This is a genomic window from Stenotrophomonas sp. ZAC14D2_NAIMI4_6 (assembly GCF_003086875.1).
In the GTDB taxonomy this organism is placed as follows: Bacteria; Pseudomonadota; Gammaproteobacteria; order Xanthomonadales; family Xanthomonadaceae; genus Stenotrophomonas.
Map to the genome: position 1 here is coordinate 1,336,385 of NZ_CP025996.1, position 21,744 is coordinate 1,358,128.

The 21,744-nt window shown below is 67.9% G+C and carries 20 protein-coding genes; 10 read left to right on the forward strand and 10 right to left on the reverse strand.

What is annotated here, in order from left to right:
* Window positions 1–84: 84 nt before the first annotated feature.
* A complete protein-coding gene (locus tag C1933_RS06115; RefSeq protein ID WP_019659177.1) occupies window positions 85–630 on the reverse strand; it encodes a GNAT family N-acetyltransferase in 546 nt (181 codons plus the stop codon).
* 106 nt (window positions 631–736) lie between these two features.
* The gene (gene rlmJ / locus C1933_RS06120) at window positions 737–1,594 is read right to left on the reverse strand and encodes a 23S rRNA (adenine(2030)-N(6))-methyltransferase RlmJ (protein ID WP_108749009.1); all 858 of its coding nucleotides are present in this window, start codon (window positions 1,592–1,594) and stop codon (window positions 737–739) included.
* Window positions 1,595–1,629: 35 nt separating this feature from the next.
* On the opposite strand from rlmJ, the gene creB reads away from it, so the two are divergent.
* The 8 genes from creB (at window position 1,630) to C1933_RS06160 (ending at window position 9,877) form a co-directional block, all read left to right on the forward strand.
* Window positions 1,630–2,364: a two-component system response regulator CreB gene (gene creB, locus C1933_RS06125; RefSeq protein WP_108752544.1), complete on the forward strand. Its 735-nt coding sequence runs from the start codon at window positions 1,630–1,632 to the stop codon at window positions 2,362–2,364.
* 2 nt (window positions 2,365–2,366) lie between these two features.
* Window positions 2,367–3,827 carry a two-component system sensor histidine kinase CreC gene (gene creC, locus C1933_RS06130; protein WP_108752545.1) on the forward strand — a complete coding sequence of 487 codons (1,461 nt, stop codon included), beginning with the start codon at window positions 2,367–2,369 and terminating at the stop codon, window positions 3,825–3,827.
* 81 nt (window positions 3,828–3,908) lie between these two features.
* A complete protein-coding gene (gene creD, locus C1933_RS06135; protein WP_108752546.1) occupies window positions 3,909–5,228 on the forward strand; it encodes a cell envelope integrity protein CreD in 1,320 nt (439 codons plus the stop codon).
* A 10-nt stretch (window positions 5,229–5,238) separates the two neighbouring features.
* Entirely contained in the window at window positions 5,239–5,649 is a 411-nt protein-coding gene (locus C1933_RS06140; protein WP_108752547.1) for a hypothetical protein, read from the forward strand.
* 39 nt (window positions 5,650–5,688) lie between these two features.
* Window positions 5,689–6,168, forward strand: a complete 480-nt coding sequence (locus tag C1933_RS06145; protein WP_108752548.1) for a hypothetical protein — start codon at window positions 5,689–5,691, stop codon at window positions 6,166–6,168.
* Between the two features lie 84 nt (window positions 6,169–6,252).
* On the forward strand, window positions 6,253–7,854 hold the full coding sequence (locus C1933_RS06150; protein ID WP_108752549.1) for a M20/M25/M40 family metallo-hydrolase: 1,602 nt from the start codon (window positions 6,253–6,255) through the stop codon (window positions 7,852–7,854).
* 93 nt (window positions 7,855–7,947) lie between these two features.
* A complete protein-coding gene (gene gltX, locus C1933_RS06155; protein ID WP_108752550.1) occupies window positions 7,948–9,351 on the forward strand; it encodes a glutamate--tRNA ligase in 1,404 nt (467 codons plus the stop codon).
* Between the two features lie 34 nt (window positions 9,352–9,385).
* The gene (locus tag C1933_RS06160; protein WP_108749015.1) at window positions 9,386–9,877 is read left to right on the forward strand and encodes a Fur family transcriptional regulator; all 492 of its coding nucleotides are present in this window, start codon (window positions 9,386–9,388) and stop codon (window positions 9,875–9,877) included.
* 111 nt (window positions 9,878–9,988) lie between these two features.
* Here C1933_RS06160 and C1933_RS06165 read toward each other — a convergent pair whose 3' ends face one another.
* The 5 genes from C1933_RS06165 to C1933_RS06185 form a co-directional block, all read right to left on the reverse strand.
* Complete coding sequence (locus C1933_RS06165) at window positions 9,989–10,654, reverse strand: hypothetical protein (protein WP_108752551.1); 666 nt, start codon at window positions 10,652–10,654, stop codon at window positions 9,989–9,991.
* 441 nt (window positions 10,655–11,095) lie between these two features.
* Window positions 11,096–12,280: an HlyD family secretion protein gene (locus C1933_RS06170; protein ID WP_108752552.1), complete on the reverse strand. Its 1,185-nt coding sequence runs from the start codon at window positions 12,278–12,280 to the stop codon at window positions 11,096–11,098.
* A gap of 10 nt (window positions 12,281–12,290) precedes the next feature.
* Entirely contained in the window at window positions 12,291–13,961 is a 1,671-nt protein-coding gene (locus C1933_RS06175; protein WP_108752553.1) for an MFS transporter, read from the reverse strand.
* Window positions 13,961–14,527, reverse strand: a complete 567-nt coding sequence (locus C1933_RS06180; RefSeq protein ID WP_108752554.1) for a TetR/AcrR family transcriptional regulator — start codon at window positions 14,525–14,527, stop codon at window positions 13,961–13,963. Before C1933_RS06180 ends, C1933_RS06175 begins: the two co-directional genes overlap by 1 nt.
* A 226-nt stretch (window positions 14,528–14,753) precedes the next feature.
* Window positions 14,754–16,952: a TonB-dependent receptor gene (locus C1933_RS06185; protein ID WP_108752555.1), complete on the reverse strand. Its 2,199-nt coding sequence runs from the start codon at window positions 16,950–16,952 to the stop codon at window positions 14,754–14,756.
* 134 nt (window positions 16,953–17,086) lie between these two features.
* On the opposite strand from C1933_RS06185, the gene C1933_RS06190 reads away from it, so the two are divergent.
* Window positions 17,087–17,500 (forward strand): MerC domain-containing protein, encoded by a 414-nt coding sequence (locus tag C1933_RS06190; RefSeq protein WP_108752556.1) that lies wholly within the window; start codon window positions 17,087–17,089, stop codon window positions 17,498–17,500.
* A gap of 110 nt (window positions 17,501–17,610) precedes the next feature.
* Entirely contained in the window at window positions 17,611–17,790 is a 180-nt protein-coding gene (locus C1933_RS06195; RefSeq protein ID WP_108749022.1) for a 30S ribosomal protein THX, read from the forward strand.
* Between the two features lie 88 nt (window positions 17,791–17,878).
* Here the strand turns inward: C1933_RS06195 and C1933_RS06200 are convergent, their stop codons facing one another.
* The 3 genes from C1933_RS06200 to C1933_RS06210 all read right to left on the reverse strand — a co-directional run bounded on the left by C1933_RS06200 (window position 17,879) and on the right by C1933_RS06210 (window position 21,309).
* Window positions 17,879–19,123: an ectonucleotide pyrophosphatase/phosphodiesterase gene (locus C1933_RS06200; RefSeq protein WP_108752557.1), complete on the reverse strand. Its 1,245-nt coding sequence runs from the start codon at window positions 19,121–19,123 to the stop codon at window positions 17,879–17,881.
* A 219-nt stretch (window positions 19,124–19,342) separates the two neighbouring features.
* Window positions 19,343–19,834, reverse strand: coding sequence for a methylated-DNA--[protein]-cysteine S-methyltransferase (locus tag C1933_RS06205; protein WP_108752558.1), 492 nt, complete (start codon window positions 19,832–19,834; stop codon window positions 19,343–19,345).
* Window positions 19,831–21,309 carry an AlkA N-terminal domain-containing protein gene (locus C1933_RS06210; RefSeq protein WP_108752559.1) on the reverse strand — a complete coding sequence of 493 codons (1,479 nt, stop codon included), beginning with the start codon at window positions 21,307–21,309 and terminating at the stop codon, window positions 19,831–19,833. The genes C1933_RS06205 and C1933_RS06210 overlap by 4 nt, the downstream gene beginning before the upstream one ends.
* Window positions 21,310–21,744 lie beyond the last annotated feature (435 nt).

The following is a 21,744-nucleotide window of genomic DNA, read 5'->3' on the forward strand; positions in this document are numbered from 1 at the left end:
GGTTGGGTCGGCACGCCGGGCGTGGCCCGGCGCTACCGGAATGTCTGTCGCAACGTGGCACGCCGGGCGGTGCCCGGCGTCACCTCAATTGTCCAGTTCCAGCACCATGCGCACCAGGCCTTCGGCGCCGTTGGGGTGCGGTACCGGCTTGAAGCCCAGCGAGGCGGCCAGCTGCTTCATCGGCTCGTTCTCGGCGGCCACATCGCCGTACAGGCGGTCCAGGTACTTGCCGCGGCCCCACTTCACCAGCTTGCGCATCAGCTGACGGCCCAGGCCCTGGCCGATCAGGAAGCGGCTGATCAGGATCGCGTACTCGGCTTCACGGGTACCGGGAATGATCGAGGCGCGCGCCACCGCGCCCACCACGGCTTCGCCGGCCGGCAGCGATTCGGCCGCGACCAGGGTGATCTCGGTCTTCGGATTGGGGTGGGTCAGGCGCTGGGTGGTTTCCGGCGAAAGCTCGGTGACCGCCTGCAGGAAACGGTCGCGGATTTCTTCCGGCCCGAACAGGCTGAAGGCGGCCTGCAGCGGCGCGCCGTCTTCCGGGCGGATGGGGCGGATCAGCAGCTCGTGGCCGCTGGGAGCCTTGAAGATCTCATGCCAGGGCGGCATGCGGTTGCGAGTGGCCATACCGGGTGGTTCCTTGGTGGTCCATCGATTGTGGCATCACCGAGGCTGCGTTCCGTGAACAAAAGGCTCACGCACGTACAGCCTCGTGAAGATGGCAGATCGTCGCTTATTCGGCGGTCTTCAGCCAGTCCAGGCGGGTCGTGGCACCCGGTTCGCCCAGGTGCTGGCGCAGCGCCGGCAGGGCAGGGCCGACCACCCGGTCGAACTGCCAGGGGGCGTTGAGCACCAGCATGCCGCTGCCGTTGAGGCGCAGCGGGGAATCGTCCGGGCGCACCAGGAATTCGATGGTCAGGGCCGACTTCACCGGCAGGGCGGTGGCCTTGCGCAGGAAATGCAGGATGGTGCGGCGCTGCTTGATCGGGAACCAAACCGCGCAGGTGGCCTGCGGCCAGCGTGCCAGCGTTTCGGCCAGCGCGGCCAGGATCGCCTGGTACTCGGCATCCTGCGCCTCGTAGGGCGGGTCGATCAGCACCAGGCCGCGGCCGATCTTGCTGCCATTGACCTTGGGCGGCAGCAGAGCGCGCAGCTGGCCGTAGCCATCGCCGGGGTGTACGCCCACCCGGCTGTCATGGGCGAACAGGGCCTTCAGCGAAGCGGCCTCGTCCTCCTGCAGTTCGCACACCGCCATGCGGTCCTGCGCGCGCATGGCCTGGGCGGTCAGCAGCGGCGAGCCGGGGTAGGTGATCATCGCCCCCACCGGGTTGTCGGCCTGCACCGCCTTCAGGTAGCGCTCGACCACCTCGGGCAGCTTGGGCTGGGCCATCAGGCGCATGACCCCGGATTCGGCTTCCAAGGTCTTGCGGCTTTCTTCGCTGGCCAGCAGGTAACGGCCGGCGCCGCCGTGGGTGTCCAGCACGAAGAACGGGCTGTCCTTGCGCTTGAAGCTGTCGATCAGGGCCAACTGCACGATGTGCTTGAGGACATCGGCATGGTTGCCGGCATGGAAGGCGTGGCGATAGTTCATGGGCGGCAGTGTACGGGGCGGCGGCCGCAGCGGCTATGCTGCGCGCCATGACAGCGCCCGTTGCCCATGTGCTGGTGGTCGAAGACGAAGCCGCCATTGCCGAAACCGTGCTCTACGCCCTGCGCAGCGAAGGCTATGCGGCCAGCCACTGCCTGTTGGGCGGGGAAGCGCTGCAGCGCCTGCAGGACGGGGGCATCGACCTGCTGGTGCTGGACGTGGGCCTGCCCGACCTGGGCGGCTTCGAGGTCTGCCGGCGCCTGCGTGCGCTGCCCGGCGCGGTGGCGCAGCTGCCGGTGATCTTCCTGACCGCCCGCAACGACGAGCTGGACCGGGTGCTGGGCCTGGAACTGGGCGCGGACGATTACATGACCAAGCCGTTCTCGCCGCGCGAGCTGGTGGCGCGGGTACGGGCACGCCTGCGCCGGGTGCCAGCGCCCGTCATCGCCACCCCGGGCCCGGCTGAGGACGGTGGCTGGCGCGAAACCGGTGCCTTCGCGATCGATCGCGAGGGCCGGCGCATCCGTTTCCAGGGCCAGCCGCTGGAGCTGACCCGCTACGAATACGCCCTGCTGGACGCCTTGCTGCAGCGCCCCGGCGCCATCCTCAGCCGCGCCCAGCTGATGGACCGTGGCTGGGACAGCAGCGCCGACAGCGCCGACCGCACCGTCGACACCCACGTGAAGACCCTGCGCGCCAAGCTGCGCGCGGCCGGTGCCAGCGACGACCCGATCCGCACCCACCGCGGCGTGGGTTACGCCCTGCAGGTGTAGCCATGCGGCTGATGCTGAAACTGTTCCTGGGCTTCTTCCTGATCGTGGGCATCGCCGCGTTCTTCGTGATGCGCGTGTTCGTGAACGAAGTGAAGCCCGGCGTGCGCCAGGCGATGGAATCGACCCTGGTGGATGCGGCCAACGTGCTGGCCGAAATGGCCGCTGCCGACGTCAAGGCCGGCACCATCGGCAGCGGCAGCTTCACCCGCAACCTGGCCAAGGCGCGGCAGCGCGACCTGAAGGCCATGGTCTGGCGCTTTCCCAAGCGCGCGCTGGATTACCGGGTCACCATCACCGATGCCCGCGGCATCGTGATCTACGATTCGCTGGGGCGCGACGTGGGGCGCGACAATTCGCGCTGGAACGATGTCTACCGCACCCTGCGCGGTGAGTACGGCGCGCGGTCCAGCCCGGAGATTCCGGGCGAAGAAGGCAACACGGTGATGCACGTGGCTGCGCCGGTATACGACCCGGCCGATGGCCAGACCCTGATCGGCGTGCTCAGCCTGGCCCAGCCCAACCGCAGCATCGACCCGTTCATCGCCGCCAGCCAGCGCGCCATCATCGAGCGCGGTGCGTGGCTGATCGGCCTTTCGGCGCTGGTGGGCATCCTGATGACCGTGTGGCTGACCCGTGGCCTGGGCCAGCTCAGCCGCTACGCACGCGCGGTGACCAATGGCGAGCCGGTGCCGCCGCCACGGCGGCGCCGCGATGAGATCGGCGAACTGGGCCAGGCGCTGGAAACCATGCGCCGCAAGCTGGAAGGCAAGGCCTATGTTGAACAGTACGTGCAGTCGCTCACGCATGAAATGAAGAGCCCGCTGGCGGCGATCCGTGGCGCGGCCGAGCTGCTGCAGGAACCGATGCCCGATGCGGATCGCGCGCATTTCGCGCGCAGCATCGTCGACCAGCAGCAGCGGTTGACCGAAACCATCGACAAGCTGTTGGCGCTGGCCGAAGTGGAACAGCACGGTTGGCTGCAGACCCGTGCGCCGATCGAGGTGGCTGCCTTGCTGGATGAGGCCGCCGGCGCCGCACAGGTGGCCGCGCAGGCGTCAGGCGTACAGGTCGTGGCCCACGCTGCGGCAGGCCTGCGCGTACACGGCGACGGCTACCTGGTGCGCCAGGCCCTGCACAATCTGATCGACAACGCGGTGGCGTTCTCGCCGCCCGGTTCGGTGGTGGAATTGTCGGCACAGACCGAGGGCCAGGGCGTGCGCCTGCAGGTGGCCGACCGTGGCGCCGGTATTCCCGATTACGCGCGCGAACGCGTGTTCGAACGCTTCTACTCGCTGGCCCGGCCCGGCAGTGGTCGCCGCAGTTCCGGGTTGGGCCTGCCCTTCGTGCAGGAAGTGGCCCGTCTGCACGACGGCCGCGCTGCCCTGGCGGCACGCGACGGTGGCGGCACCCTGGCCGAACTGTGGTTGCCCGCTGGCAGCCCGGCCACGCGCCCCCGGCGCTGACTTCACACTCACTTCAAATTCGCCACAAACCCTGCTCACCGGCGGCGTCCATCCTGCAGGCCTCTCCAACGAGGATGGACCATGAAATCCCTGAAGATGCTGCTGCGGTTCGCCATTGTGGGCGGCCTGATCCTGCTGCTGCTGATTCCCCTGATGATGATCCGCGGCGTCATCAACGAGCGCAGCGCATACCGCGATGAAGCGTATTCGCGCGTGGCCGAAAGCCGCGCCGGCACCCAGCGGCTGATCGGCCCGGTGCGGGTGGTGCCGTGGGTGGAGCGCCAGCAGGTGGAAGTGGTGGACGCGCAGGGCGTGAAGAAGACCGAGATGCAGACCACCGAAGGGCAGTGGCTGCAGGTGCCGACCACGCTGGAAGTGAACGGCGAACTGCTGCCCAGCCAGCGCTCGGTGGGGCTGTTCAAGGTGCCGGTGTACAGCTGGAATGGCCAGGTCAAGGCCAGCTTCGCCGCCGACGATTACCCGGTGAAGGCCGGCCGCAGCTACGGCCAGCCGTACGTGGCGCTGGGCGTGTCCGACGCGCGCGGTCTGGTGGGCACGCCGAACCTGCGCGTGGATGGCCAGCAGGTGCGCCTGCAGCCGGGTGTGGGCGCGGCCGATGTGCTGGGCCGTGGCCTGCATGCGCCGGTGGCCGGTTTTGCCGATGACGGTGGCGGCACCCTGGCCGCCAGCAGCGTGGAACTGGAATTGCGCCTGGACGGCAGCCGTGCGCTGTCGGTGGTGCCGCTGGGCGATGACAACCAGATCGCCTTGCGGTCGAGCTGGCCGCACCCCTCGTTCACCGGTGCCTTCCTGCCCAACGAGCGCCGCGTCGATGGCCAGGGCTTCGATGCACGCTGGGCGGTATCTTCGCTGGCTTCCGATGCGCAGCACCAGTTGCGCAAGGGCGGCGATCTAGACGCACAGGCCGTGGCGGTTTCGCTGGTGGACCCGGTGGACAGCTACACCCAGGCCGATCGCGCGTCCAAGTATGGCGTGCTGTTCATCGTGCTCACCTTCGTCGGTTTCATTCTGTTCGAGCTGATCAAGGCGCTGCGCATCCATCCGCTGCAGTACCTGATGGTGGGTCTGGCGCTGGCGATCTTCTTCCTGCTGCTGATCAGCCTTTCCGAGCACATCGCATTCTGGCAGGCCTACCTGGTCTCGGCCGTGGCCTGCATCGGGCTGCAGGCGGTGTACCTGGCCAACGTGCTGGGGCACTGGAAGCGCGGGCTGGGCTTTGCGGCGATGCTGACGCTGCTGTACGGCGCGCTGTACGGGCTGCTGGTTTCGGAAAACAACGCGCTGCTGATGGGCTCGCTGCTGCTGTTCGCGATCCTGGCCGTGGCGATGTGGGTGACCCGCCGCGTGGACTGGTACGCGCTGGGCAGCGAGCTGAAGTAAGGAGCACACCATGGGCTGGCGCCAGGGATTGCGGCAACGGGCACAGCAGGGCATTCCTGCGCTGCTGGAAGTGGATGCACTGCTGCAGGCACATGGCGTGCTGGCGGCCCTGCCGGGGGCGCGGATCGCCCCCGGCCTGGTCCGCTTCCAGCTGGCTGCGGTGAGCTGCGAAGGGCTGCGGCAGCAGGGATTGGCGTGGTTGAACAACGCCAGCCACGGGCGCGGTGCGCTGGCCGGCCGGGTGCCGCGCTACCGGCCCTGGCAGGCCGGCGCGGCCGCGCTGCAGGCCATCGGCATTGACGGTCTGCCGGCGGACTGGCCGGCGCACGCCGCGGTGTACGGCTGCAGCAGCATCGACCAGCAGCACTGGTTGCTGCTGCTGCCGGAACGGGCGCAGCTGTGGCTGGGCTGGCGCGGCTAGCGGCAGGCACAATGCGCTGTCATCAGGAGACGCAATGCCATGGACATCGTAAGACTGAGCGAGACCCGCGACGGCTATGACATCGATACCACTGGCTGGCATGCCTACGTAGCGTCGATCGAAGCGGGGCTTCCGGCGCCGGTGAAAGCGTTCGTGGCGGCACCGTGGCGCTACGACTTCAGCGATCCCCGCTGCCTGCATGACGCGCGTCTTGAACAGCTGGCGCTCAGCGAGGGGGAAGACGAGAACGGTCGCCCCCATCAGGTCCTGCTGGTGCTGCAGGGCGCCTGGGGCGGGCGCATCGAACTGCGCTACGGGCAGGTGTCGCGGCTGCGGGTGGACAAGCACGGCGGGCCCTCGGAGGGATTCGGCGATCTGCTGCTGGAGGAGCTGGTGGCGGTCGGCGCCGGCAGCTTCCGCCACGAACTGGTGTTCGTCGAGGGCACACTGCTGCTGGAGTTCAGCGATTTTCGCGAAACCCATATCGATGTTCCCGTGCCGGAAGTGGCGGGCCCATGACCGATGGGACGGGGGGCACCCGCCGCCGCTGGCTAGACTCGAAGGCTTGATGATCGAGCCGAAGGGCAGGGGTACGGCGTGGTGATGTGGAGTGGGCTGAAGTGGGGTGTGCTGGCCGCAGCGCTGGTGATGGGCGGCAATGCCGGGGCGCAGCAGCGCGAAGCGGTCGACCTGGACATGGTCAGCCGTATCCGCCAGGAGGCGTTCCACCGCTCGCAGGTGATGGATACCTTCGGCTATCTCACCGAACGCATCGGCCCGCGCCTGACCAATTCGCCGGCGATGGGTCGCGCCAACGCCTGGACCCGCAGCAAGTTCAGCGAATGGAAGCTGGACAACGTGCACGACGAAGCCTTCGATGACTTCGGCCGCGGCTGGGAGTTCACCTCGGCCAGCGTGGAAATGCTGGGCGACCGCGTGCAGCCGCTGCATGCCCTGCCCAAGGCGTGGACGCCGGGCACGAACGGGCCGGTGGAAGGCGAACTGCTGCAGGTGGAGATCAAGAAGCCGGAGGACATCGAGAAGTACCGCGGCAAGCTGCGGGGGAAGATCCTGCTGCTGGGCGAAGCGCGCGAGTACAAGCGCGGTACCGAGGCCGATTCGCACCGCCACGACGCCACATCGCTGGAAGGCCTGCAGGAATTCACCCTGCCCAAGGACGCCGCCGCCGAGCGGGCCAAGCGGGTGAAGGAATACAAGGAACGCCAGGAACTGGCGGCCAAGGTCAATGCGTTCTTCGTGGAAGAGGGCGCGTTGGCCTCGATCAGCATCAGCAGCTGGGACAACGGCATCATCCGCGTGGCCGGCGGCGGTTCGCGCAAGGCCGGCGAATCGGTGGGCATTCCCGAGCTGGCGATGATCGCCGAGCACTTCAATCCGCTGGTACGCGCGCTGGCGGCCAAGCAGAGCGTGCGCCTGCGCGTGGATGTGGCCGCTCGCTTCACCGACGAGGCTGACCAGCCCGGCTACAACACGCTGGCCGAGATCCGTGGCAGCAGCAAGCCTGATGAAGTGGTGATGATCGGCGCGCATCTGGATTCGTGGCACAGCGGCACCGGCGCGGCCGACAACGCCGCCGGCGTGGCGGTGATGATGGAGGCCATGCGCATCCTCAAGGCCACCGGCGCCAAGCCCAAGCGCACCATCCGGGTGGTGCTGTGGAGCGGCGAGGAACAGGGCCTGATCGGTTCGCAGGCCTACGTGGCCAAGCACTTCGGCCGCTTCCCCGAACCCACCGACGCAGCCCAGAAGGCATTGCCGGCCTCGCTGCGCGAGCCCACCGGCGCGCTGCAGAAGACCCGCGATTACAGCAAGTTCCAGGTGTACTTCAACATGGACAACGGTTCGGGCCGCTTCCGTGGCATCTACGCCCAGGAAAACCTGGCGGCCATGCCGATCTTCGAGGCCTGGCTGTCGCCGTTCCACGATGTGGGCGCCACCACCGTGGCCACCCGCAACACCGGCAGCACCGACCACATCAGCTTCGACCGCATCGGCCTGCCGGGCTTCCAGTTCATCCAGGACCGGCTGGACTACTTCACCAACGTCCACCACAGCCACCTGGACACCTGGGACCACGCCGAACCGGACGATCTGAAGCAGGCGGCGGCCATCGTGGCCTCGTTCGCCTACAACGCGGCGATGCGCGAGGCCTCGTTCCCGCGCAAGGCTGAACCGCAGCCCTGAGAAAGCGGGCGGGAGGGGCCGGACGCGTCCGCCTCTCCTTGCCCTTGCGGGGCTGGTGGTAAAATCGGCGGATTCCCGTTCCCCGAGCGCCCCATGATCTGCCGCACCCGCTTCGCCCCCAGCCCCACCGGTTACCTGCACATCGGCGGTGCCCGCACCGCGCTGTACTGCTGGCTGGAGGCCCGCCACCGTGGCGGCGAGTTCGTGCTGCGCATCGAAGACACCGACCGTGAACGCAGCACCCAGGGCGCGATCGACGCGATCCTGGAGGCGATGGACTGGCTGGGCCTGGACTACGACGTCGGCCCGATCTACCAGACCGACCGCGTGGCCCGTTACCTGGAAGTGGCCGAACAGCTGGTGGCCGACGGCAAGGCATACTACGCCTACGAGACCCGCGAAGAGCTGGACGCGATGCGCGAGGCCGCCATGGCCAAGCAGGAAAAGCCGCGCTACAACGGCGCCGCGCGCGACCTGGGCCTGCCGCGCAAGGACGACCCGAACCGCGTCATCCGCTTCAAGAACCCGCTGGATGGCACGGTGGTGTTCGACGACCTGATCAAGGGCCGCATCGAGATCGCCAACAGCGAGCTGGATGACATGGTCATCTTCCGCCCGGACGGCTACCCCACCTACAACTTCGCGGTGGTGGTGGACGACTGGGACATGGGCATCAGCGAGGTCATCCGCGGCGACGACCACATCAACAACACCCCGCGCCAGATCAATCTGTACGAAGGCATCGGCGCGCCGGTGCCGAAGTTCGGCCACATGCCGATGATCCTGGACGAGCAGGGCGCCAAGCTGTCCAAGCGCACCGGTGCGGCCGACGTGATGCAGTACAAGGACGCCGGCTACCTGCCCGACGCCCTGCTGAGCTACCTGGCCCGCCTGGGCTGGTCGCATGGTGACCAGGAACTGTTCAGCCGCCAGGAGCTGATCGACCTGTTCGACGTGACCAACTGCAATTCCAAGGCCTCGCGCCTGGACATGGCCAAGCTGGGCTGGGTCAACCAGCATTTCCTGAAGACCGAAGAAGCGGCCAGCATCGTGCCGCACCTGGTCTACCAGCTGGAAAAGCTGGGCCTGGACGTGGCTGCCGGCCCGGCCCCGGTGGACGTGGTGATTGCCCTGCGCGAGCGCGTGCAGACCCTGAAGGAAATGGCCGAGAAGGCCGTGGTCTGGTACCAGCCGCTGACTGAGTACGACGAGGCGGCCGTGGCCAAGCACTTCAAGGCCGGCGCCGAACTGCCGCTGGGCAAGGCCCGCGAGCTGCTGGCCGCGCTGCCGGAATGGACCGCCGAGGCCGTGGGCGTGGCCCTGCACGATGCCGCCGCCGCGCTGGAGATCGGCATGGGCAAGGTCGCCCAGCCGCTGCGCGTGGCCATCACCGGCACCCAGGTCAGCCCTGACATTTCCCATACCGTGTACCTGGCCGGCCGCGAGCAGGCCTTGAAACGCATCGATGTGGCCATTACCAAGGTAGCAACGGCCTGAGCCCTGCGGCCCAGCCCCGAACCGGAGAACGCGCATGCCCGCCAAACCTGCTTCTGCCTGTACCGCCCCGCACCACCACGTCCACGACGCATCGGATTTCGTGGCGGTGGTCGAGCGTGTCTCGCGCGAGCGCGGGCTGCGCCTGACCCCGATCCGCGCCAACGTGCTGAAGCTGATTGCCGAGGCCGGCAAGCCGGTGAAGGCCTACGAGCTGCTGGAATGGGTGCGCAGCGGCAAGGGCGTGGGCGCCGACGCCCCGCCCACCGTGTACCGCGCGCTGGATTTCCTGATGGCCAATGGCTTCGTGCACAAGCTGGAATCGGTGAATGCCTTCGTGGCCTGCCACCATCCCAGCAGCGCGGCGCACTCGGTGCCCTTCCTGATCTGCAACAGCTGCCACAGCGCGGTGGAACTGGAAGACCGCGAAATCGTCACCCAGCTGGAAAAGCGCGCCAAGGAGCTGGGCTTCCAGCCGCAGGCGCAGACCTTGGAAGTACACGGCCTCTGCGCGCGCTGCGCAGGCTGACAGGCCTGCATCCTGGGGTCAGAGCCCTTTTGCCAAGGCAAAAGGGATCTGACCCCGCTTGAGGTTTGGGGTCGGATCCCTTTGCCACAGGCAAAGGGCTCTGACCCCTTCTCACAAACGCTGCCGCAACCGCTTCAGCGCCACCTTGCGCGCAGCAATCAATTCCGCATCCTCCACTACCAGCGTTTGCACCCACTGCAGCGCCTCATGCGCGGCCGCACCGCGCACGGCATACAACGCCAGGCTGCGCCCCTGCGTGGTCGGCGCCTGTTCCCACACGCGCTGGACCAGGTGCAGCAGCGCCAGTTGAGTGGCGATTGGCACCACGACAGCCTTGTCGAAGGAGAGCAGGACATTCAGCGCGGCCAGCGCGCGCGACGGCGCCGACAGTGGATCGTCCTGGCTGAAATCGGCCTGTTCGCAGAAAGCCAGCAGCGCCGCTACCGACGCCTCGCTGCGCACATCCTGCAGCACCCCGATCGCATAGGGCGCCAGACGCGGGCTTTCCAGCAGTGGCAGAAGCCCCGCCACGCCACGATGGCCGAACGCCGCGCAGGCCCGCGCCCACGGCGCCATCGGTGCGAAGTGCGTGCCGTCGGGGTTGTGCTGCATGTCCTCGCGCCAGCCGTGCAGCGCGCACAGGCGCTCGATCTCGGTTGCTCCCTCGGCACCGTGCTCGAGCACGAAGCGGATCAGATCCTCCACCTCCACGCTGCCACCATGTTGCAGCGGCGCCGGTCCCTTGGCTGCCTTCCTGGCCAGTGCGTTGAATTTCATTGCTTTCGATTGTTCCTGGGGTAAGGCAGTCGAGCAGGGGGGAGTCGATCAGGTAGAGTCGACTGTCAGTCGACTAGCGCGACAATCCCGGAGCAAAAGCAGTCGACTGACAGTCGACTCTACCGTGCCGGTTTCGATGGTTCCTGGGCAAGGCAGTCGAGCACGGCTCGACTCTACAAAAACAAAGCGGAGCCGCAAGCCCTGCTTTTGACCTTGTTTCTTTGATTCACGTGGCTGACGCGCACGGAGAATGTCCGTGGCCGGGTGGGTGGGCTGCGCAGGGGCGTGAGCCGCATGGATGCGGCGACCGAGCTTACAGGGACGTACTTGCAGCGTCCCCTGCGCAGCCCACCCACCCGGCCAAACCCCGCAATCCCACCGCAACGATCAGCCACGAGGGGCGCCGCCGTTCGCAGCCGTCGGCGCAGCCGCACGTGCGCGTTACGGGTTTGCCACGGGCGCCGGCTCCGCGGCGGTATTCACCCGCGCGATCACCGACATGCCCGGGCGCAGCCGCGCGGCCAGTTCCTGGTCGGGGTCGATCGAAATGCGGATCGGCAACCGCTGTACCACCTTGGTGAAGTTGCCGCTGGCGTTGTCCGGCCGCAGCACGCTGAATTCCGAACCGGTCGCCGGCGCGATCTGTTCCACATGGCCGTGCAGCACCTGGCCCTGGAAGGCATCCACGGTGAACGTGACCGGCTGGCCGATGCGCATCTGCCAGGTCTGGCCTTCCTTGTAGTTGGCCACCACCCACAGCGTGTCGGGCACCAGGAACAGCAGCTGCGAACCGGCCGCCACGTACTGGCCCACGCGCACGCTGGCCTCGCTGATCTGGCCATCACGCGGGGCATGGATGACTGTGTTGGCCAGGTCGATGCGCGCCAGTTCCAGCTGCGCCTGCGCGCTCTCCACCTGCGCTTCCAGGCCCTTGCGTGCCACCTGGGTGGACACCAGGGTTTCCTCGGCAATGCGGATCTGTGCCTGCGACTGCTGCACGCTGGCCTGCGCCGAGGCCTGGGTGGTGCGGAACTTGTCGCGGTCGTTGATTGACACCAGCTGCTGCGCGGCCAGCTCCTCGTAGCGCTTCAGCTCATTGCGCGAGCGCTGCAGTTCCGATTGCCCGGCGGCCAGGGTGGCACGCGCCGAGCCGATCTGCGCACGGTTCTGCGCCTGCGACTGGTCCGAATTGGCCAGCGCGGCACGCGCGCTGTCCAGCGTCGCCTCGGCCTGCGCCACCTTCTGCGCGTAGATGCGATCATCGATCCGCAGCAGCGGCTCGCCCTGTTTCACGTGCTGGAAGTCCTTCACCAGCACATCGGTCACGTAGCCGTTCACCTGCGGCGCCAGCACCGTGATCTGCCCACGCACATAGGCGTTGTCGGTCACCATCACGCTGCTGGTGAACGGCCACAGGTGCCACGCACGCAGGATCAGCGCGATGCCCAGCAGCGCCACCACGATCATTACCACCACGCTGCGCGCGCTGGGCCGCAGGTACTTCGGCGCGGCGGGCGCGGCAGGTGCCGCCGGTGCTTCCGGTGCCGACGCGGCATCGGTGGGTGGCGGCGGGGTCACGTTGTCGACGCTGTCGGCGTCGTCGGGGCGGGGCGGAACGGGAGACATGGCAGGGTACTCAGGGCGGCGCTGCGGTAGCCGCAGCGGTGGCAACGGGGTGGCGCTTGCGCCATTGCTTCAGCACGGCGGTGCGCAGCGACAACAGCAGCAGCCAGGCAAGGAAGCCGATGGCCAGCCAGCCACTGAGGGTGAACACATCGTTGAAGCCGCGCACATTGGCTTCGCGGCGCGTGGTCTGCGCCAGCTGTGCGCTGCCCTGCGCGCTGCGCAGTACCGGGTCGGTGATCTGCGCCGCATACACCTGCTGCTGGATGCGCAGGCGCTGCGCCACCACCGGATCGGCGGGATCGAGCTGACTGGTCAGGGCGCTGGAATACAGTTGTTCGCGGTGCAGCTGGAAGGTGCCCAGCACGGCCGAACCGGCCAGGCCGCCCAGGGTCTGGGTGATCGACAGGGTGACCAGGAAGGTGATCATGTGGTCCACGCCCTGCTTCAGCGCAGCGGAAATGCCGAGCATGATCAGCGGGCCCATGAACATGCCCGCGCCCACCGAGGCCAGGAACTGACTGACGTAGAAATCGTGCGGGCGGTCCAGGCTGGTGCGGTGCTGGTCCAGCACCGCGGCCGTGCCCAACAGCAGGATTGCCATCAGCAGCTGCGGAATCAGCCGCTTCGGCCCGAAGGTCAGCGAGGCCCCGGCGATGCCGGTGATCACCCCGGCCAGGATCACGCCGAACAGCGGCCGCATCTGGTCAGGGCCCATGCCCAGCGTGCGCATCAGGCTCACCACACCGTAGGACTGTTCGGTGGTGAGGAAGCGGATCAGGAACGCGCCGACGATGAAGTGCAGCACCGGCAGGGTGGACAGCCAACGGATCTGCAGCAGCGGGTTGCGGCGGTAGTGCTCGATCACCAGTGCGGTGGTGGTCAGCGCGATCGACGCCACCAGCGCCCAGCCCAGCCACGCGGTGTCCAGCCACCAGCGCGTATAGCCCTGCGCCAGTACCACCACCAGCAGTGCCACGGCCGGCGCCAGCAGGGCGAAAGTGAGGAAGTCCAGCGGCTCGAACGCCTTGATTTGCACGCCCGGCGGCAGCTTCAGCAGCACCACCGCGGCGAATGCGCACAGCGCCAGGCCGGCTTCGAAGGAATACAGCTGGTGCCACTGGCCGGTATCGACCAGGGTGGGCGAAACGATCCAGGCGATCGGTACCGCCAGCTGTGACAGACCCACGCCGACCACCAGCAGGTTGCCGGTGAAGCGGCGGGGCAGGGCCTGCAGCATGTACAGCGTGCCCAGGGTGGAACAGGCGGCGCCGGCGAAACCACTGGCGGCGCGGGTGAGCAGGGTGGTCTCAAAGCTGCCCACGAAAAGATGCAGCACCGCCAGCGCCGCATACAGGCCCAGGCCGATTTCGGCGAACAGGCGGATGCCGTACTGCTGGCGGAACTTGAAGGCCAGCAGGTTGGCGGTCACGTTCACCATGGCGTAGGCGGCCACCAGCCAACTGCCCTGGGTGGGCGTAAGCGCCAGCTGGCCCTGCAGGAACGGCAGGTTGGCGGTTACCAGCGCATTGCCCAGGCCACCGGTGATCGCCACCAGCAGCGACACCAGCGCGTATGCCGCCCGCCGCTGCGGCGGGTGCCAGGGCATCGAGGCCGAGCCTGGCATGGTCGGCTTTTCGTGCTCCTCCCAATCCGGAATCGGTTTGAGATACGGCTGCACCATCAGCGGTCTCCGCTGGCTGCTCCCTGAAGGCCCCCGCGCAGCAGCTGCAGGGCGCGCCCGGCCAACTGCGCGCGTTCTTCGCGGGTCTTGCCGCGCAGGGCTGCGCCCAGCATGCCCGAGATCAGTGAAATATCCGTCTTCTCCAGATCCGGGCGGCACAGGCCGGCGGCCTTGGCACGCGCGATCGGCGCTTCCAGCAGGTCGCGCACGGTCTCGCGGGCGATGCGCATGGCCGCCACGTCCGAATCCACCGCGCGCCAGTAGTCGGCCAGCGCCGGCGAATCGATGATGCGCTGGGCCATGCCTTCGAACACTTCGAACAGGGCGTCATCGCGGTCGCCCAGCTGTTCCACCTGGCGACGGATGCGGTCCACCGTGCGCTGCAGCAGGGCCTGGATCAGGGCGGTGCGGTCGGGGAAGTTGCGGTACAGGGTGGCGCGGCCCACCTGGGCACGCTCGACCACCAGGTCCAGCGGCGCGGTTACGCCGTGTTGGCCGAACACATGGTCGGCGGCATCGAGGATCAGGGCCCGGCGGGCGGCAGCATCAGCACGTTGTGCGGTCATGGCTTTATTTTCGGACAATAGTGTCCGGTTGGCGAGGCGTTCAGTGACGGGATTGTCCGTTTGTTGCTCTACGCACATCTTTGTGAGGATGGCGTGAAGGATCGCGCGCCATGGAAAAGGGGCCCGAAGGCCCCTTGGATGCTTGCCGTGTTGGAACGGGGGCAGAGCCCTTTCCTGCGGAAAGGGATCCGACCCCAGTAGATCCACGCCATGCGTGGATAGCCGGTCAGAAGTACGCGCGAATACCGAACGCGACACCACGGCCCGGCAGCGGCGAGTAATCCCGCAGCAGCGAGGTGTGCGGGCGCACTTCGCGGTTGGTCAGGTTGCTGCCGTCCAGGAACACCTCGTAGCTGTTGCTGTCGTTGCGGTCCCAGCGGTAGGCGAAGTGCGCATCGACCAGGGTGTAGCCGTCGCTCGGTTCCTCGTTCTGCGCCACGTCCTTCTGCCGGCTGTAGCGCACTGCGCCCACCGACGCGCGCCAGCCATCCTTGGCCCAGCGCAGGTCCGCGCCCACGCGTGCCGGGGCGATGCGCGGCAGGTAGCCGGTGTTGGCCAGTTCCACGGTGTAGTTGTGGTTGTGGTCGCCGTGGGGCACCGCCAGCGCCAGGTTGCGGCTGCCGCTGCCGTCCAGCTTGGCCTGCACGTAATCACCGAACACGCGCAGGTCCCAATCGCCGGCGCCGCCTTCGAACAGGTGCACCAGTGCTTCGGCCTCGGCGCCCTTGAACACCGCGTCCTGCTGGGTCCAGGCGCGCACCGGCAGGCTTTCGGTCACGCCGGTGTCGGCCAGGTAGATGAAGTCCTTGAACCGGGTCTGGTAGATGGCGGCAGAGAAGTCCAGGCGCTCGCTGTGGGTGTGGATGCCCAGCTCCACGCGCTGGCCGCGCTCGGTCTTCAGGTTGGCATCGCCGATTTCCAGCGAACGGGTGGCGATGTGCGCACCGGCCGCATACAGCTCTTCATTGGTCGGCGCACGCTCGGAACTGTCCACGCCGATGCGCAGGTCCACCGCATCGTTGAGCGTCCAGATGCCGGCCGCGGACAGGTTGGTGGCATCGAACGAGCGGCGGCGGTAGTCACCGGTCGGGTCCAGCTTCACCTGGTCATGGCGGCCCCCCAGTTCCAGCTTGAACGAGCCGAACTGCTTTTCCTGCAGCACGAACAGGCCGACGTTCTTGGTGTTGGTGTCGGGCACGAAGGCTTCTTCGCCGCGTGCGCCGAAATCGCTGTTGCCGAACTGCAGGCCGAAGGCACCGTCCCAGCCGCCGATCTGCTGCTGCACCGCTTCCAGGCGTGTTTCAATGCCGCGGTTGGTGAAGCGGGTGGACGGCGTGCCGGCTTCCAGCTCCACGTGCTCGTAATCGGTGTAGGCCACGCGCGCGTTGACGTTCTTCAGGAACGACACCGGGTTGTAGATGCCCGCCTTGGTTTCAAAGCGGTTCTGCACCATGTCGATGCGCACGTCGTGCTCGTCACCTTCTTCCTCTTCGCCATGGTCGTGATCGTGATCATGGTCGTGGTCATCGCCCTCGGCATGCACGTGGGCGCCGTTGGGAATGCCGTAGTTGGTGCGGTAGGTGCTGGCAGACACGCCGAAGTAGCCGCCTTCGCCCAGCCAGGTCGCGCCCACGCCGCCAGCGCGGGTACGGATGGAACTGTTGTCCAGACGACCGCGGCGCGGCTCTTCGCCTTCTTCGCCGGCGTGGTCGTGGTCGTCGTGATGGTCTTCCAGGCTGTCGATCACCGCATAGCCGGGAATACGGTAGTCATCGCCGTTGCGCACCAGGCCGTCGACATGCAGCACCACGTTGCCGCTCACGCCGTCCAGGCGGAACATGCCGCTGCGTTCGTCGTTGACCGAGTTGCCACGCAGCTCGGCGCGGCCGCTCAGCGGGCGGTCCGGCAGGTCACGCGCGATGCGGCCATCGACCACGTTCACCGCGCCGCCGATCGCGCCGCTGCCGAACAGCAGGGTGGCCGGGCCCTTCAGCACTTCGATCTGGTCGGCCAGGAACGGTTCGATGCTGGTGGCATGGTCGGCGCTGACGGTGGAGGCATCCATGTTGCCCATGCCGTTGGACAGCACGGCCACGCGCGGGCCTTCCTGGCCGCGGATGATCGGGCGGCCGACGCCGGGGCCGAAGAACGTGCTCTGCACGCCGGGCAGCTTGGCCACGGTGTCGCCCAGGGTGCCGGCCTTCTGTTCGTCCAGCCGTTCGCCGGTCAGCACGTCCACCGGGCGCGCCAGCGACTCGGCATCGCCCTGCAGCGGCGAGGCAGTGACCTGCACCGAAGAGAGCTCGGTCAGGTGGCGGTCACGTTGGCCAGCATCGTCGCCGGCGGCGAACGCAGCCGACGGCAGCAGGGCGGCGAGGGCCAGGGCCAGGGAATGCGGCTTCAACCGCGGGAAATGGGCAGACATCGGCAAGTCCTTTGTTACTTTGTATCAATTGGGTGGCGCACGTATCCCGTCGGAGGACAGGGGGAGGGAAACCGTGCGGGGCAGGAGTGAATGTTATATTATTCCATAACGATTCGCCGACCCTGCTGGAAGTCATGTCCCTGTCCTCCTCGTTCCGCCGCCTGCTCGATCGCTTCGGTGCCACCGGTTCGATGCTGTGCGCCGTGCACTGCGCGGTCATTCCGGTGCTGCTTGCGATCGCGCCTTCGCTGGGCCTGTCGTTCTGGCTGAGCGACGGGGTGGAGATGGCGCTGGTGGTGTTCGTGACGCTGCTGGGGCTGTTCAGCCTGGTCATGGGCTACCGCCGCCACGGCGCGCTGCGCGCGCTGGGCTTCCTGATTCCCGGCCTGGTGGCACTGTGGGCGGGCGTGCTGTACGACCCGCTGCACCACAATGCGGTGCCGCATGCAGTGGTGATGACCCTCGGCGGCCTGCTGGTGGGCGTGGCGCACCTGGTGAACCTGCGCCTGAACCACGGCCACGTCCACGACGCCAGCTGCGCGCACTAGGCGCGTCGTGATAGGCTTTCCGATCGTGCGCGGGGGCGCCCAGCAAGGCGGCCCCGCCGAACCCGTGTCAGTACGGGGTAACCAGATTTCACACTTGAGGAGTTGAAGACATGGGTAAGGGTGACCGCAAGACCGCCAAGGGCAAGCGCTACAACGCCAGCTACGGCAACGCCCGTTCGCACACCGCGAGCAAGGTCGCTGTAGGCGCCGCCGCCCCGGTTGCCAAGAAGACCGTGGCCAAGGCTCCGGCCAAGAAGGCTGTGGCGAAGAAGGCAGCTGCCAAGGCCTGATCCGGCCGGCGGTTGCTTGAAAAAAACGCGGCGCCTGGCGCCGCGTTTTTTTTGTGCCCGGTGTTGCTGCCCGGCGGATGCTGCGCCGTCAGCGCAGCGCTTTCTTCAACGTCTCGGCATCGCCGTCGTTCGGCGCCGCCGGCACCTGCAGCAGATGCGCCAGCAGCGGGTACACATCCACGTTGTCGAACCCGTCGATCAGCAGGCCCTGCTGGAACGACGGGCCGCGCGCCACGAACACCGCGCGCATCGAGGGCAGGGCATTGTCGTAGCCATGCGAGCCACGGTCCTGGTGGTCGCGCTTGGCGATACGCTCGGCGCGCAGTGCATCCCAGCCTTCATCCATCTGGCAGACGATGGCCGGAACGCGCGGATGGCTGCCGTAATGCCAGCGCGGCGGCAGCGCCTCCTTCTTCCAGCATTCGTAGTGTGCGTGGCGGCCCAGCAGCGCCTGTTCGGCCTGCGTTTCGCGGCCGGTCACCGGCTCGAAGCCCACCGACTGGCCCTGGCTGACGTTGCGCGCCAGCGCCGGATCGACCATCGACTCGGTGGCGATCACCTGGCCTTCCGGTACCGATGCCATGCCGTGGTCAGAGACCACCACCACGTTGGTCGACGCCGCCAGCCCCTGTGCGTCCAGGCCATCAAGCACCTGGCCGATCACCTGGTCGGCCAGCACGATCGCATCGGCATACTGCTGCGAATCCGGGCCATGGTTGTGCCCGGCCTTGTCCACGTTTTCCATGTACAGCGTGGTCAGGCGTGGCGCATCGGCATCGGTCTGTGCCAGCCAGTCCAGCACGGTCTGCGCGCGTTGCTGCAGCGGCTCCTTACTGTCGTACACCTGCCAGCGGCTGGGCCGGGTGCCGTCGATCTCGGCCTCGCTGCCGGGCCAGGAAGTGGTGGCGGTGCGCACGCCCACTTTTTCCGCGCCGACCCAGATCGGTTCGCCGCCCCACCAGTGGCTGTTGGTCACCGCCTCGCGGTCGCCCAGGCTGAAGCGCCCCAACGCGGGATCTTCCATGCTGTTGTTGACGATGCCGTGGTGGTCCGGGCGCAGGCCGGTGACCAGGGTGTAGTGGTTGGGGAAGGTCAGCGACGGGTACGAGGGGGTCATCCAGCGGGCGCGCACGCCGCCATCGATGATGCGCTGCAGGTTCGGCGTCAGCCCACGATCCAGCGCATCGGCGCGCAGGCCGTCGATGGAAATCAGCAACAGCTTCGGTGGCGGCGCGTCGGCGCGCGCAACCGGCGCGGACGAAGAGGGCGTGGTCGTGCAGGCGGCCAGGGGCAGCAGCAGCGCCAGCGAACAGGTCAGGCGTACGGAAGTCATCGCGACATGATAAGCGGCGGCAATGACGTGCCCAAGACACGGCGTGCTGTCGCACGCCGTGTCCGCGGCATGAAAGTGATCCACGCATGGCGTGGATCTACCGGCCAGCGGGGTCGGATCCGTTTTCCACGGGGAAACGGCTCTGACCCCAGCGGAGGACGCCTGATGCGGCCATAGCGTGTCGACCAAGGTCGACACCTACCAACAGCCAACCAACCCTTACACAAACAACGGTGCCTGCCGCTGCTCCAGCCGCAGCAGGGCCGCCTTGGTTTCCAGGCCGCCGCCGAAGCCGGTCAGCGTGCCATTGCTGCCGATCACGCGGTGGCAGGGCAGCACGATCGGCAATGGATTGCGGCCGTTGGCCGCGCCCACCGCACGGGTGGCCGTGGGCTGCCCCAGGTGCTGGGCCAGCTGCAGGTAGCTCCAGGTCTGGCCGAACGGGATGACCGCCAGCGCCTGCCACACGCGCAGCTGGAACGGCGTGCCGCGCGGCGCCAGCAGCAGATCGAAGCGGCCACGTTCGCCGTGCAGGTACTGCAGCAACTGTTCCCGTGCCTGCGGCAGCGCACCCGGCGCGTACTGCCAGTCGCCGCGCCCGCGTGCCGGGTGCCGGTTTTCCGGAAACAGTACATGGGCCAGGCCATGCTCATTACCGGCGATGGTCAGCTCGCCGATCGGGCTGTCGAAACGATCGAACAACAGGGTCATGTCGGTTCTCCAACAAAGGTGCCGGACAGGTGCCACAGGTGCAGCACGGCATAGGCGCGCCACGGTCGCCACGCCTGCGAGCGGGCCTCGGTGGCGCGTTCGCTCAGGCGCTGGCCCTGCGCGTGGCCGAGCACCTGCTGCAGCACCAGGTCGCCGGCGGGGAAGGCATCGGGTTGGCCCAGCCCACGCAGGGCGATGTACTGCGCCGTCCATGGCCCGACGCCGGGCAGCGCGACGCAGCGTGCAACGAATTCGTCCAGGGCCTGGCCTGGCCCGAAATCCAGCGCACCGCTGGCGCAGGCCGCGGCCAGCGCACGCACCGTGGCTGCGCGCGTGCGTGGCAGGCCGATCGATTCCAGCGGCGCTTCGGCCAGCACCTGTGGCAGCGGGAACTGGCGGTCGAATGCCGGCGGCATGCCCGGCAGGTGGGCGCCCCAGGCATCCACCAGCCGGCGCGCGAAGGTGGTCGCTGCGGCCACGCTGACCTGCTGGCCCAGTACCGCGCGCACGGCCACCTCGAAGCCATCCCAGCCGCCGGGTACGCGCAGTCCGGGGCGTTCGGCGATGCCGCGGGCCAACAGCGGTTCTTCGGCCAGGGCGGCATGCACCTGCTGCAGGTCGGCGTCCAGATCGAACACCCGGCGCACCCGCCGCACGATGTCAGGGATCAGGCGGGGATCGACCGCGCCCATCTGCAGGCGCAGTTCCGGGCGCTTGGGATCGGCGGTTACCCGCAGCAGGGTGGGGCGTTCGGGCGTGCCCAGCACGCGCTGGTAGCTGTCTTCGTCGATCAGCTCGATGCCGGGCAGGCTGCGCTTGCGCAGGAAGGCCAGCATGCGCGGGAAATCCAGCGGCGGCCGGTAGCCCAGGCGCAGTACCAGGCCATCGTCGGCGCCGACCAGCGGGGCATGCTGGCGGCGCAGCGCGGTGGGCGGCATGCCGCAGCCCTGCAGGAAAGCGGTGTTGAAGCGGCGCAGGCTGTTGTAGCCAGCGGCCAGGGCGACGTCGGTCACCGGCAGCGCGGTTTCGGTCAGCAGTTGCTTGGCCAGCAGCAGGCGCTGGGTGGCGTGGATCTGCGCGGGCGTGGCGCCCAGGTGTTCGACGAACAGGCGTTGCAGCTGGCGTGCGCTCAGGCCCAGGCGGTGGCCCAGTTCGGCCATGGACTGTTCCTGCAGGAAGCCGCTGTGGATCAAAGCCAGGGCGCGCTGCACGGTCTGCCCGGCCAGCGCCTGCTGCGCCTGCGGCGCCAGTTCCGGGCGGCAGCGCAGGCAGGGCCGGTAGCCGGCAGCGGCAGCCGCGGCGGCCGTGCGGTAATAGCTGATGTTGCGCGGCTTCGGCGGTGGCGCCGGACACACCGGGCGGCAATAGATACCGGTGCTGCGCACGGCGGTGAAGAACACGCCGTCGAAGCGCGCATCGCGGGCCAGGCGGGCGCGGTCGCAGGCGGCGGTGTCGAGGGCGGGGGAGCTGTCCATGGCGCCAGTCTAGGCTGCGGGGCGGGTGGATACTCGCCATTTTCGGACATGGATGCTGAAGGGGGTACGGCAGGGCTGCGCCCTGCACCCACTGAATCAACGTCAACGTCAACGTCAACGTCAAGAGCGGGCTATCCGTGGATGGCGGGGTGGTATGGGCAGGCGGGACACGCCGTAAACCCTTCCATGGCGCCTGCGGTCCCGCCTGCTCATACCACCCCGCCTTTGTCAGATGGCTGCGATCTGACGGAACAGCGCGGGGTCGGATCCCGTTGCGCAGCAACGGGCTCTGACCCCGGATGGATTTGGGTGAGTGACAGATTCATCCACGCATGGCGTGGATCTACCCGATCACGGTTGCGCCAGTAGATCCACGCCATGCGTGGATGCGTTCCCCAAGGTCACCATGGGTTCAGTGGCGCACGCTGAATGCGC

Excerpts from the sequence above, each read along its gene's own strand:
- C1933_RS06115 (WP_019659177.1), bottom strand. The coding sequence starts at position 630 with ATGGCCACTCGCAACCGCATGCCGCCCTGGCATGAGATCTTCAAGGCT.
- C1933_RS06180 (WP_108752554.1), bottom strand. The coding sequence starts at position 14,527 with ATGACCGCACAACGTGCTGATGCTGCCGCCCGCCGGGCCCTGATCCTC.
- C1933_RS06175 (WP_108752553.1), bottom strand. The coding sequence starts at position 13,961 with ATGGTGCAGCCGTATCTCAAACCGATTCCGGATTGGGAGGAGCACGAA.
- creD (WP_108752546.1), top strand. The coding sequence starts at position 3,909 with ATGAAATCCCTGAAGATGCTGCTGCGGTTCGCCATTGTGGGCGGCCTG.
- C1933_RS06140 (WP_108752547.1), top strand. The coding sequence starts at position 5,239 with ATGGGCTGGCGCCAGGGATTGCGGCAACGGGCACAGCAGGGCATTCCT.
- creC (WP_108752545.1), top strand. The coding sequence starts at position 2,367 with ATGCGGCTGATGCTGAAACTGTTCCTGGGCTTCTTCCTGATCGTGGGC.
- C1933_RS06195 (WP_108749022.1), top strand. The coding sequence starts at position 17,611 with ATGGGTAAGGGTGACCGCAAGACCGCCAAGGGCAAGCGCTACAACGCC.
- C1933_RS06160 (WP_108749015.1), top strand. The coding sequence starts at position 9,386 with ATGCCCGCCAAACCTGCTTCTGCCTGTACCGCCCCGCACCACCACGTC.
- C1933_RS06170 (WP_108752552.1), bottom strand. The coding sequence starts at position 12,280 with ATGTCTCCCGTTCCGCCCCGCCCCGACGACGCCGACAGCGTCGACAAC.
- creB (WP_108752544.1), top strand. The coding sequence starts at position 1,630 with ATGCTGCGCGCCATGACAGCGCCCGTTGCCCATGTGCTGGTGGTCGAA.
- C1933_RS06150 (WP_108752549.1), top strand. The coding sequence starts at position 6,253 with ATGTGGAGTGGGCTGAAGTGGGGTGTGCTGGCCGCAGCGCTGGTGATG.
- C1933_RS06190 (WP_108752556.1), top strand. The coding sequence starts at position 17,087 with ATGTCCCTGTCCTCCTCGTTCCGCCGCCTGCTCGATCGCTTCGGTGCC.
- rlmJ (WP_108749009.1), bottom strand. The coding sequence starts at position 1,594 with ATGAACTATCGCCACGCCTTCCATGCCGGCAACCATGCCGATGTCCTC.
- C1933_RS06185 (WP_108752555.1), bottom strand. The coding sequence starts at position 16,952 with ATGTCTGCCCATTTCCCGCGGTTGAAGCCGCATTCCCTGGCCCTGGCC.
- C1933_RS06200 (WP_108752557.1), bottom strand. The coding sequence starts at position 19,123 with ATGACTTCCGTACGCCTGACCTGTTCGCTGGCGCTGCTGCTGCCCCTG.
- C1933_RS06205 (WP_108752558.1), bottom strand. The coding sequence starts at position 19,834 with ATGACCCTGTTGTTCGATCGTTTCGACAGCCCGATCGGCGAGCTGACC.
- gltX (WP_108752550.1), top strand. The coding sequence starts at position 7,948 with ATGATCTGCCGCACCCGCTTCGCCCCCAGCCCCACCGGTTACCTGCAC.
- C1933_RS06165 (WP_108752551.1), bottom strand. The coding sequence starts at position 10,654 with ATGAAATTCAACGCACTGGCCAGGAAGGCAGCCAAGGGACCGGCGCCG.
- C1933_RS06145 (WP_108752548.1), top strand. The coding sequence starts at position 5,689 with ATGGACATCGTAAGACTGAGCGAGACCCGCGACGGCTATGACATCGAT.
- C1933_RS06210 (WP_108752559.1), bottom strand. The coding sequence starts at position 21,309 with ATGGACAGCTCCCCCGCCCTCGACACCGCCGCCTGCGACCGCGCCCGC.